14 protein-coding genes are annotated in these 11,946 nt (G+C 33.7%); 11 read left to right on the forward strand and 3 right to left on the reverse strand.

Annotated elements, in window-relative coordinates:
- Positions 1-28: 28 nt before the first annotated feature.
- A complete protein-coding gene (locus JMA43_RS11265) occupies positions 29-1,261 on the reverse strand; it encodes a hypothetical protein (RefSeq protein ID WP_342156701.1) in 1,233 nt (410 codons plus the stop codon).
- Positions 1,262-1,360: 99 nt separating this feature from the next.
- Here JMA43_RS11265 and tsaE point away from each other — a divergent pair, with 99 nt between their 5' ends.
- The 6 genes from tsaE to JMA43_RS11295 all read left to right on the forward strand — a co-directional run bounded on the left by tsaE (position 1,361) and on the right by JMA43_RS11295 (position 4,591).
- Positions 1,361-1,765: a tRNA (adenosine(37)-N6)-threonylcarbamoyltransferase complex ATPase subunit type 1 TsaE gene (tsaE, locus tag JMA43_RS11270; RefSeq protein WP_342156702.1), complete on the forward strand. Its 405-nt coding sequence runs from the start codon at positions 1,361-1,363 to the stop codon at positions 1,763-1,765.
- A gap of 142 nt (positions 1,766-1,907) precedes the next feature.
- A complete protein-coding gene (locus tag JMA43_RS11275) occupies positions 1,908-2,063 on the forward strand; it encodes a hypothetical protein (RefSeq protein ID WP_342156703.1) in 156 nt (51 codons plus the stop codon).
- Between the two features lie 33 nt (positions 2,064-2,096).
- Positions 2,097-2,252: a hypothetical protein gene (locus tag JMA43_RS11280; protein ID WP_342156704.1), complete on the forward strand. Its 156-nt coding sequence runs from the start codon at positions 2,097-2,099 to the stop codon at positions 2,250-2,252.
- 149 nt (positions 2,253-2,401) lie between these two features.
- On the forward strand, positions 2,402-2,917 hold the full coding sequence (locus JMA43_RS11285; protein ID WP_342156705.1) for a hypothetical protein: 516 nt from the start codon (positions 2,402-2,404) through the stop codon (positions 2,915-2,917).
- Between the two features lie 82 nt (positions 2,918-2,999).
- On the forward strand, positions 3,000-4,199 hold the full coding sequence (locus tag JMA43_RS11290; protein ID WP_342156707.1) for an alanine dehydrogenase: 1,200 nt from the start codon (positions 3,000-3,002) through the stop codon (positions 4,197-4,199).
- 2 nt (positions 4,200-4,201) lie between these two features.
- Positions 4,202-4,591: a DUF4258 domain-containing protein gene (locus tag JMA43_RS11295; RefSeq protein ID WP_342156709.1), complete on the forward strand. Its 390-nt coding sequence runs from the start codon at positions 4,202-4,204 to the stop codon at positions 4,589-4,591.
- A gap of 2 nt (positions 4,592-4,593) precedes the next feature.
- Here the strand turns inward: JMA43_RS11295 and JMA43_RS11300 are convergent, their stop codons facing one another.
- Positions 4,594-5,760 carry a proline dehydrogenase family protein gene (locus JMA43_RS11300; RefSeq protein WP_342156710.1) on the reverse strand — a complete coding sequence of 389 codons (1,167 nt, stop codon included), beginning with the start codon at positions 5,758-5,760 and terminating at the stop codon, positions 4,594-4,596.
- Positions 5,761-5,865: 105 nt separating this feature from the next.
- Here JMA43_RS11300 and aroB point away from each other — a divergent pair, with 105 nt between their 5' ends.
- The 5 genes from aroB to JMA43_RS11325 all read left to right on the forward strand — a co-directional run bounded on the left by aroB (position 5,866) and on the right by JMA43_RS11325 (position 10,816).
- Entirely contained in the window at positions 5,866-6,936 is a 1,071-nt protein-coding gene (gene aroB / locus JMA43_RS11305; protein ID WP_342156711.1) for a 3-dehydroquinate synthase, read from the forward strand.
- 297 nt (positions 6,937-7,233) lie between these two features.
- On the forward strand, positions 7,234-8,631 hold the full coding sequence (locus JMA43_RS11310; RefSeq protein ID WP_342156712.1) for an arginine decarboxylase: 1,398 nt from the start codon (positions 7,234-7,236) through the stop codon (positions 8,629-8,631).
- A complete protein-coding gene (gene speB / locus JMA43_RS11315; RefSeq protein WP_342156713.1) occupies positions 8,624-9,511 on the forward strand; it encodes an agmatinase in 888 nt (295 codons plus the stop codon). The genes JMA43_RS11310 and speB overlap by 8 nt, the downstream gene beginning before the upstream one ends.
- The gene (locus JMA43_RS11320) at positions 9,498-10,475 is read left to right on the forward strand and encodes a deoxyhypusine synthase family protein (protein ID WP_342156714.1); all 978 of its coding nucleotides are present in this window, start codon (positions 9,498-9,500) and stop codon (positions 10,473-10,475) included. The genes speB and JMA43_RS11320 overlap by 14 nt, the downstream gene beginning before the upstream one ends.
- 38 nt (positions 10,476-10,513) lie before the next feature.
- On the forward strand, positions 10,514-10,816 hold the full coding sequence (locus JMA43_RS11325) for a hypothetical protein (protein ID WP_342156715.1): 303 nt from the start codon (positions 10,514-10,516) through the stop codon (positions 10,814-10,816).
- Between the two features lie 49 nt (positions 10,817-10,865).
- Here JMA43_RS11325 and JMA43_RS11330 read toward each other — a convergent pair whose 3' ends face one another.
- Positions 10,866-11,726 (reverse strand): hypothetical protein, encoded by an 861-nt coding sequence (locus tag JMA43_RS11330; RefSeq protein ID WP_342156717.1) that lies wholly within the window; start codon positions 11,724-11,726, stop codon positions 10,866-10,868.
- Between the last annotated feature and the right edge of the window lie 220 nt (positions 11,727-11,946).

Genomic DNA, 11,946 nt, shown 5'->3' on the forward strand with positions numbered 1-11,946 from the left:
TATTTAAAACATTAAAAAAGCGTTCTTTTTAAGAGCGCTTTTTTTGTATCAATTCGTTATGTAGTGCCTCTAATTTCTGTAAGTATTCATCGGGCTCGTAAGAATCTTTATTACTTATCAGTATAGCCAACTCCTGCTTTACATTATCATACGTAACACTCTCCTCTTCTTCTCTAGCTAAAAAAGAAATCACCTTAAAGGTTTTTACTTTTATATTATTTTTAATCTTTTCAACCTTTGTAAAATTATTAATCTTAACCGATAAGAAAGTTAAAAACAACAACAATGGTAACAATACGGGTAATGCACTCCAAATTTCTGTTTCGTGTGTTGAAGCAATATCAACATTAAACGTAGCAATTAATTGATAACTTACAATAGTTATCGGAATTAGTAAAAAATATTTCCACCAATATCTCGTTGTTAAAAACCAAATTGTTAACATGATGAAGGTACTCACTTTTAGCATGGTAAACCATAGAAAAATTCGAACACTTAAAAACTCATACGATTGTATTTGTAGCAATCCAAGATCCCAAACTTTTTCATCGGCTGGCGCTAACAAGTACACTTTATCGAGTACCAATAACAAAAGTAAACACACAAAAATACATACGCTTCCTATGGTTTTTATTGCTGAAGTACTTTCGAAAAAAGGGTTTGCATTCTGCTTATCATCATCTTCCGATATAAGTACAGCATTCGCAACCAATTCTTTTAAATTATCCATATTAGATTGATACGACTCTTCATCAAACCGATTTAAAACACGTGTATAATGATTTGCATTTTTAAATTTATAACGCAAAATTTCTTCAGCATCAATAGCATCTAACGTTAATCTATTCCACAACGGGTAGTTCGACTTCTTCCCAATGTAATACACAAGCACACTACAAAGTCCGGTTAAAAAATAAATCAATACTTTACCATTTATTTCTGAAAGTTGTACCTCAGACATGAATATCACAAAGAAGTTATACAACCAAACCACCAATAGCACAAAAACAGCTATTCGCCACCAATACCTACATGTGATATACCACAACGCAAGCATCACCACATTAGACAAAAACAACAAAACCTGAAAACAATACATTTGTACTGAATGGTAAAATGTAGTTTTAAACGTATATAAAGGTGTAGTCCAACTTGAAGAATCGGGACACAATACATGCAAATACACCATAATAGAGGCTAATACAATAGTAAAAACTATGATTAGCTCATAAAACAAAATTCTTTTTCTATTCTTGTACAATGAAGTCAAAATTTCTGCAAATTTACTTAATAATAAATTTTAATTCCAAAAACACTTAAAATATATAGGTTGTGTAACTTTGTAAAAACTTATTTATAAATGAATAAAACATATCATTTAGACGAGCTATCTGAAGTTGCCAAAGAGATAATTAAAAATACAACTTCCAAAATACTATTATTTAATGGTGAAATGGGTGTTGGAAAAACTACCTTAATAAAAGAGATTGTAAAACAGTTAGGAAGCAACGATCGTGTTTCTAGTCCGACATTTTCGTTAGTTAACGAATACAAAGGAACAACCGACACAATTTATCATTTCGATTTATACCGACTAAATGATATAGAAGAAGCATACCAAATAGGAATAGAAGATTACCTCTATAGCAACGCTTGGTGTTTGATAGAATGGCCTGAAAAAATAAAGGATTTTCTGCCTAAAAAAACCACTATTATCGATATTAAAGCACATTTAAACGAAGAAAGAGTGCTGGAAATGAGATAAAACTGTACATTTAAACACCTACATATAATCCCCCGAACTGGTTGTATATTAAAAACTTACTAATGTACGACAAAGATTTTTATTTTCCGCACTTTTTTTTTTCTTAGGTTTGACACATCAAAAACCTAAAAAATAATCTATAATGTCAACTAAAAAATTAACTTTTGCAGTCGCTTCAATTGCGTTACTTTCTATTTCTTTAACTTCATGCTCAAACGATTCTGTAGCAGATCAAGAAAGTTTATATAATACGCAAGCTATTGAAAAAGCTAAAATTGAAATGCCTTCAAACGGATAATTATAATAAACTAACCAATTAAAAAATACTACTATGAGCTTAAAAAAATTAACTTTCGTATCTGCATCAGTTGCATTACTTTCAATTTCATTAACATCTTGTTCTAACGATTCAGTAGCAGACCAAGAAAGCTTATACAACACACAAGCTATTGAAAAAGCTAAAGTTGAAATGCCTTCAAACGGATAATTAAAATTACATATAAAGTACTCAAGCACATTCAATATAAAATGAATGTGCTTTTTTTATATTAAAAATTCAACAGTATTCTTAAAATAATATTTGTTTATCAATTTTGGATTCGTTTAATTTGTGATTAGGATCCAAATCTTATAATTGTGAAAAAAAAGAGTAAAAGCTCCTCCGACCTAGAAAAGAGTAGCAAGGCTAGAGTACTCGCCTTAGGTTCAGTTATGGCATTTATTATCGCTATATCTCCATACATATTTTATTTATACGAAAGCTTTCCACAAGAACAGACTTGGGATACACTTTTGTTTTCATTTAAAACAAACTACTACTCTACCTTATATGTAGCAGCATGGAACTTTATGAATAAATTTGTTCCTCTTCTTTTACTTATCGTATGGTTTTTTACATGTAAACATTGGTGGTACCACGTTATCTTAATCCCCATTAGTATGTATATTTTTCAAATTGTTAGTTCATTAAACGATGATATAGAGTATATAGACGAATTCGAAATTTATTACATCATTCCTGTAATGATGGTCGTTATTCCTATTGTGTATTTAATCCGTCTAAAACTCTTTGACAAGGTAGTACACGGTATCGATTTGGATAAAATAGATAAAGAATTAAAAGAATACGAAGCGAAAGAGCGCGATATTTAATTTCAACTAAATATCACACTTAGTGAGTAAATTGATTATAGACTTAAAAAGTTTAATTACCTTTGGATTTTAAGTTACTAAAATGTCGTATTCGAGTACTCCATTTACAAAACAAGAGTTAATTCCGCAGGAAGAAACCCTAGAACTTTTAAAGCAAAAAGGCGAACTATTTATAGGAATTCCTAAGGAGGTTTCTTATCAAGAAAATCGTGTTTGCTTAACTCCAGATGCCGTAAATGCACTTACCTCTCATGGGCATCGTGTTATTTTAGAATCTAATGCTGGAGCCGACGCCAACTTTACCGATAAAGAATATAGCGAAGCTGGTGCGGAAATCACCACAGACACTAAAAAAGTCTTTTCGTGTCCGATTATTTTAAAAGTCGAGCCACCTTCTTTAAAAGAACTAGAACTTATCAATCCGCAGTCAATTTTAATTTCTGCACTTCAAATTAAAACCAGAAGTAAAAAATATTTCGAAACCCTAGCCAGTAAAAGAATTACTGCACTTGCTTTTGAATTTATTAAAGATGACGACGGAAACTACCCTGCAGTAAGAGCGCTTAGTGAAATTGCAGGCACTGCCTCTGTTTTGATTGCTGCTGAATTAATGACAAATGCCAACAGCGGAAACGGACTCATGTTCGGAAATATTACAGGAGTTCCACCTGTAGATGTTGTGATTATTGGCGCAGGAACAGTTGGGGAGTTTGCAGCTAGAGCTGCCATTGGCTTGGGAGCTAGTGTAAAAGTTTTCGACAACTCAATTACCAGATTACGTTGTATCCAAAACAATTTGGGGAGAATGTTATACACTTCTACCCTTCAACCTAAAAACTTACTGAAAGCTCTAAAACGCTGCGATGTTTTAATTGGCGCGGTAAGAGGAATTGACAGATCGCCTGTTGTGGTTTCTGAAACCATGGTTGAAAACATGAAAAAAGGAGCCGTAATTATTGATGTGAGCATCGATATGGGTGGATGCGTAGAAACAAGCGAAGTTACTTCTCATGACAATCCGACCTTTGTAAAACACGGTGTGATACACTATTCTGTTCCAAATATTCCTGCTAGATACGCTCGAACAGCTTCGGTTTCTTTGAGCAATATTTTCACTCCTTATCTTTTAAAAATTGGAGAAGATGGAGGTTTGGAGCAATCACTACGCTTTGATAGAGGCTTGAGAAATGGACTCTATTTTTACCACGGAATTTTAACAAGTAAATCGGTTGCAGATTGGTTTGACCTTTCGTATCGCGACATAAATCTTTTGATATTTTAAATATGCCATTATTAAAAAGAGTTGGTTTTTATTTAATAGGCCTTGCCTTAGGATTAATTTTTCTAGCTTATTTTTTTAGAGAAAAAAGAGCAGAATTTTGCTACTTACCAAATTGTAGAACTCTAAAATCTATCAGAACACAAGAAACTATAAATTTTGCTCCAAACATGCAACAACTTATAGATAACAAAACAATTTCTGAAGAACAAATAGACTCGGTACTAACCTATGGAGAAGTTAATTTTTCTAAGAGCGACATCAATAGAGATCAAGCTGCTGAAGATCGTTGCAGCACTTATTATATAGATGGTAAAATAAACAACGAGCCCGTAGAGCTCGTTGTTAAGAATTGTAAATTTGTTGCTGATATTTTAGATCTCAACAAAAAATAGATTTATAATTTTCGTCTTTTTCTTTCAGTAGACAATAGCGTTAATTCACGTGTAGTTTGCCCCGCTACCGAAGTGTTTTCCTCAGCTCTACGAATTAAGTAAGGCATCACATCTCTTACAGGTCCAAACGGCAAATACTTAGCAACATTATAACCTCTATGCGCTAAGTTATAACTAATATGGTCGCTCATTCCGTATAATTGTCCAAACCAAATACGGTCGTCGTTGATTTGGATATTCTTTTCTTCCATTATCGATAAAACCAACAAGGTACTTTCTTCATTATGTGTCCCTAAAAACAACACCATAGTATCTAGGTTGTCCATCATATAACGAACAGCGGTATTAAAATTGTCGTCCGTATCTTTTTTTGAAGCGCAAATTGGCGTTGGATACCCCTTCTCCTCTGCTCTATCATTTTCTTTCTCCATATAGGCACCACGCACAAATTTCATCCCGATAACAAAACCTTCCGCTTTAGCCTTTTCATGAAGCTGTTTTAAATAATCCAATCGATCCCAACGGTACAATTGCAACGTATTATAAACTACAGCACGCTCTTTATTGTACTTACGCATCATTTCTTCAACAATTTCATCGGCTGCATCTTGCATCCAACTTTCTTCAGCATCTACCAAAAGAGCAACTTCAAGTTCATGAGCTTTTTTACAAACCACATTAAAACGCTCTTTTACACGGTTCCACTCTGCAGTTTCTTCTTCTGTAAGCGTTTCTCCTGCTCCAACTTTCACATATAAATCAAACCTTCCTAAAGCTGTAGGTTTAAATACTGCAAACGGAATGGCTTGTTTTTCTTTTACGAAATCAATCAATTTTAGCGTTCTAGCAACAACCGCGTCAAATTCTTCTTCAGTTTCTTTTCCTTCTACGGAATAGTCTAAAACCGAACAAACTCCAGCTGTGTAAATTGCATCAACTGTTTTCATACAATTCAGTTCACTTACACCTCCGCAGAAATGATCAAAAACCGTAGCTCTAATAATTCCTTCAACAGGTAAATGAGCTTTGATAGCAAAATTTGTTACAGCGGTACCAATTCGTACCAGAGGTTGGTGTGCTATCATTTTAAATAAAAAGTAAGCTCTTTCGAGCTCAGAATCGCTTTTTAATTTAAAAGCGATCTCCGTGTTATCAAAAAAATTCTTCATTTAATAAACCGCTATAATTTTTTGCAAATATAGTGTTAGAAAAACTACATTTTTATATGAAAAACTCGTTATTTTGCTAATAAGTAAAAATTAACAATCATTTCGATGCTCAAATCTATCGCTAGCACCAATTCTACAGTACATTTCAACGAAAAAGCATATGAAGTTTTAAACAGTCATTTATCGGCCGAAAACTACTCTAAAGTTTTTATTTTGGTTGATGAAAATACGCATCAACTTTGTTTGCCTACATTTTTAGGTAAGTTAGAACAACAATACGATATTGAAATTATTGAAATTGGCGCAGGAGAAATTCATAAACAAATTGAAACTTGTACAGAAGTTTGGAAAGTTATCTCTGAACTTGGTGGCGACCGAAAATCGTTACTTATTAATTTAGGTGGTGGTGTTGTTACCGATTTAGGCGGTTTTGTAGGCGCTACATATATGAGAGGAATTGACTTTTTAAACATTCCTACCACACTCCTTTCGATGGTTGACGCTTCTGTTGGCGGAAAAACTGGAGTCGATTTAGGACCACTAAAAAACCAAGTTGGTGTGTTTACAGAACCCGTTATGGTTTTAATTGATACTGAATATCTAAACACTCTTCCTCCTAATGAATTAAGAAGCGGATTGGCAGAAATGCTTAAACACGGACTTATTTATGATGAAGCCTATTGGAATAAACTCAGCAATTTAAACCAATTAACCCCGGCAGATTTAGACGAGTTAATTCATCGTTCGGTTGTTATTAAAAATGAAGTTGTTACTGAAGATCCGAAAGAAGGTAACATCCGAAAAATTTTAAACTACGGACACACGCTTGGGCACGCAATCGAATCGTATTTTTTACAAAGCGAACACAAAGCAACACTGCTACATGGCGAAGCAATTGCTATTGGAATGATTATGGAAACCTTCCTTTCTGCTGAAATTTTAAATTTTCCGAAGGAAAAACTAGATCATATAAAAGATACATTTCTCAACTATTTCGATAAAGTAGCCATCGATACATCAGACATGGAAATAATTATCGGACTGATGAAACACGACAAGAAAAATGCCCACGGAAATGTAAATTTTGTGTTACTCGAAGACATTGCAAAACCAAAATTAGACATCTTAGCAAGTAAAGAATTGTTAATCAAATCATTAGAATACTATAAAAAATAATTTTTTTTCTTGCTTATTAAAAAAAAATAGTGACTTTTGTTGCTGTATTTTTTAGAATTTAATGAGTTGTTTTAAAAACTCCGTGTGTGTGGATATCTGGAAGTCATATTTACATGTATCTCGTAGAACGAGGTCTCGGTTCTTAAATTTAACTTCCAAGGACATCTTAAAAAAATCTGCTACAATTTCTGTAGCTTATCTCCCTGCCTATTTGCGTATTTGATATAATAATGCTATTTATAACATAAAATTAAGTTAGATTAAATATCATTTTTATAATATTACAAAAAAGCAACTATGAAGACGAAGTATTTCGATCTTATAGATCAAACCTACTATTTTCCGCAGGAGGAATTTACTTTAGAAGACGACCAATTAAAGTTTCATAATATCGATTTGATGGAATTGGTAAAAAAATATGGTGCGCCGTTGAAGTTTACCTATTTGCCACAAATTTCAAACAATATTAAAAGAGCTCAATATTGGTTTAAAAATGCTATTGAAAAACAAGGCTACGAAGGGCAATACCACTATTGTTATTGTACCAAAAGTTCGCACTTTAGTCATATTTTAAATGAAGCCTTAAAAAACGATATCCATATCGAAACCTCTTCTGCTTTTGATATTGACATTGTAAAAAGTTTAATAGCCAAAGGGAAACTCTCTAAAGACAATTACGTAATATGTAACGGTTTTAAAAGAGATAAATACATTGAAAATATTGCTGAACTTATTAACGGTTCGCATAAAAAATGTATCCCAATTATAGATAATTACGAAGAATTAAACCTTTTAGACGAAGCCATCCACGAACCATTTAATGTTGGGATTAGAATTGCTTCTGAAGAAGAGCCTAAATTTGAGTTCTACACCAGTAGATTAGGAATTGGGTATAAAAACATTGTTCCGTTTTACAATCGCGAAATCAAAGACAATAAAAAAGTAAACTTAAAAATGCTTCACTTTTTTATCAACACAGGTATTCGCGATACTTCGTACTATTGGAACGAACTTTTAAAATGTTTGAAGGTTTACATTCAGCTTAGAAAAATATGTCCAACAGTCGATTCTTTAAATATTGGTGGTGGGTTTCCTATTAAAAACTCACTCGCTTTTGAATACGATTACGAGTACATGGTGAACGAAATTATTCATCAAATAAAAACTGCGTGTACTGAAGCTGGTGTTCCTGTTCCTAATATTTTTACTGAATTTGGAAGCTTTACCGTTGGAGAAAGTGGCGGTGCTATTTATGAAGTTTTATACCAAAAGCAACAAAACGATCGTGAGAAATGGAATATGATAAACTCTTCGTTTATTACAACGCTTCCAGATAGTTGGGCTATTAGCAAACGTTTTATTATGCTAGCCATTAACCGTTGGAACGACGAATACGAACGTGTTCTTTTGGGCGGACTCACCTGCGACAGCGACGATTATTACAACTCTGAGCAAAACATGAACGCCATTTATTTGCCAAAATACAGCAAAGCAAAACCATTATATATAGGATTTTTTAACACCGGAGCATACCAAGAAACTATTGGAGGTTTTGGTGGGTTACAACACTGTTTAATTCCTTCGCCTAAACATATTTTAATCGATAAAGACGACGAAGGAAACATTACAACAAAACTATTTTCAGAACAACAAACAGCAAATGATTTTTTAAAAATTTTAGGTTACAATGACTAAGAAACATTATGCCGGTATCCCGGAAAAGTACGCACGTTTGGATGATGCTCAAGTAGTACTCATTCCTGTTCCTTATGATGGCACGAGCACTTGGCAAAAAGGTGCCGACAAAGGTCCGAAGGCTTTCCTTGAAGCTTCAGAGAACATGGAACTTTTTGATATTGAAACACGCAGTGAACCTTATAAAAAAGGCGTGTATCTAGCTCCTCCAGTAACCGAAAATAGTACGCCAGAAAAAATGGTGGAAGCGGTTCATAAAATCACTAAAAACTATATCAAACAAGATAAGTTTGTAACGCTTTTTGGTGGAGAACATTCTATTTCTATCGGTTCTATTAGAGCCTTTAACGAGTGTTTCGACGATTTAACCGTTTTACAAATTGATGCGCATGCCGATTTAAGAGAAGAGTACGAAGGTACCAAATGTAACCATGCGTGTGCTGTATACGAGGCGAGTCAGAATACCAAATTAATTCAAGTAGGAATCCGCAGTATGGATATTTCTGAACTTGATAACATGATTGAAGATCAAACTTATTTCGCACACGATATCAGTCAGAGTGACGATTGGGTGGACGACTCCATTCATCAAATGACCGAAAATGTGTTTATCACTATCGATCTTGATGCTTTCGATCCGTCTATTCTTCCTTCAACAGGAACACCAGAACCAGGTGGATTGTTATGGTATGAAACCTTAGATTACCTTAAAAAAGTTTTTAAAAAGAAAAATGTTGTAGGCTTTGATATTGTAGAGCTTTGCCCAAATGAAAATGAAAAATCTTCAGATTTCTTAGCTGCAAAGTTGTATTATAAAATGTTAGCTTATAAATTTAAATACGCAAACTCAAAAAAACAAGAAGACGATGACGACGAATAAAGGAGCAATTTCCAATTTTATAGAAAAATATTATTTACACTTTAACGCTGCTGCACTTGTAGACGCGGCAAAGGGTTACGAAGCACAATTAGAAAATGGTGCTAAAATGATGGTAACACTTGCTGGAGCTATGAGTACAGGTGAATTAGGAAAGATTTTTGCTGAAATGATTCGTCAAGACAAAGTGCAAATCATCTCTTGTACAGGGGCAAATCTAGAAGAAGACATCATGAATTTAGTAGCGCACTCACACTACAAAAGAGTGCCAAACTATAGAGATTTAACACCGCAAGAAGAATGGGATTTATTGGAAAAAGGCTTAAACCGAGTTACCGATACTTGTATTCCTGAAGAAGAAGCATTTAGAAGACTTCAGAAGCATATTTATAAAATTTGGAAAGATGCCGAAGCAAATGGCGAGCGCTATTTTCCGCATGAGTTTATGTACAAAATGTTGCTTTCTGGGGTTTTAGAAGAATATTACGAAATCGACTTAAAAGACTCATGGATGTATGCTGCAGCAGAGAAAAACTTACCGATTGTAGTTCCTGGTTGGGAAGACAGTACGATGGGTAATATCTTCGCATCATACGTTATGAAGGGAGATTTAAAAGCTTCTACTGTAAAAAGCGGAATTGAATACATGGCTTATTTGGCAGATTGGTACACTAAAAACTCAGAAAGCGGTGTAGGATTCTTCCAAATTGGTGGAGGGATTGCAGGTGATTTCCCTATTTGTGTGGTACCAATGTTGTATCAAGATATGGAAATGGAAGACACACCTTTCTGGAGTTATTTCTGTCAGATTTCTGATTCAACAACTAGCTATGGCTCGTATTCTGGAGCTGTTCCAAACGAAAAAATCACTTGGGGTAAATTAGATATCGACACACCTAAATTCATTATCGAGTCTGATGCTACCATTGTAGCGCCACTTATTTTTGCGTATTTATTAGATATGTAATTGAAACGATTTAAAAACCTACATTAATTATCAACAATATGAAACGTGTAATTGTAGATTACAAAAAATTAACCAACGAAATTCTATCGATGCTTGTAGAAAAGTATCCTGATGGATATGGTGATGACGACATCATTAAGTTTAAAAACGCAAACAACGAAACCGTAGAAGCTGTAGAAGTAAGAACTGAAGATACTGTGTATCTAGTAAAAGTTAGTACTCGACTAGCAAATACAATGGAGAAATTTGAAGATGACGACGATGACGATTTTAACGATGGAGATTCTATAGGAACTGACAATTTAGAAATTCCTGAAGACCAAGAAGAAGACGAAGATTAAATCTAAAAGCCTAAATACGTTTGTATTTAGGCTTTTTTTTATATGGATTTTAATTGAAAATTAATTGAAATTGTAAAACAGCCTCCCAACTACCTACAACTTCTGGGCGCACAACATTATAAAAAACTTGTGCGGCAGCACAGTAAAATAGCTTTGATTTACCTATTTTAAATGTTTTACCTGGACCACCACCTAGCGGAAGTAACATCTGGTCGCCATTATCAGCCAACCAATTATTAACTACTGTAGCATTACTTTCAATAAACCAACCTTTTGGCAAATTATAATATGCAAAATATTGAAAGTTAAACGAGTTCACTTTATTCTCGGCTTCCCCTCCTAACGACCAATAGTTTTGCACAACAAATCCAGCAGACAATTTATCTCCTGCATGACTTAAAAGAAAAGAAGGCCCCATACTCACTCTATTGCTTCCTAAAATAGGACTCGTTCGTGTAGGTAATTGAATTGCTGGTCCAACTCCCCAACTCAAACTACCCTTTTTTTCAATTGAAGAAAAATAACCATTGAATAAAATATTTCCCAAACCACTTGCGCTACTCGAACCTCCTTCTTGTAACGGTGTAGGTTGTATAGGCACATGACTTAACTGATCCAAACCCGGAACCGATTGAAAAGGAATAATTGTGTATGTTATTAATTTCAAGTTTTTCCCTAACTTAAATGGCCAAACTGGTTGAATAGAAAATGATTGAGCAATACCATCTCCAACAGGCAATAAAACTTCTTGAAAATATACACTTCTCAAACCAGCCACTGGATCTTGGCGTTTTTTTGCCATCTCCTCTACAGTGATGTCATCTACATTTTGAGATTGAGAAAAAGTTAACAAACTACAAAACAAGCTAAAGAACAAACTGATTATACCTTTTATATTTATTTTAATCATTTCTTAAATACTTTTATCAATTACCTTTCACTTCATTCTGTTCTTTATGATTAATTAATTTTCATTAATAAAAACAATGAATTTAACTTAAACTATAATAATTAAAGTTAACGAAATATATTAAAATGAAAGAAAATTACTTACAATACTTCAGAAAAAGATTATAATTACTAGTCTTAAATATTTAAAAAAAAACGTGGATTCTATACAAGAAATCAGT

It is taken from the genome of Joostella sp. CR20 (genome assembly GCF_038433465.1).
Classification (GTDB): Bacteria; Bacteroidota; Bacteroidia; order Flavobacteriales; family Flavobacteriaceae; genus Galbibacter.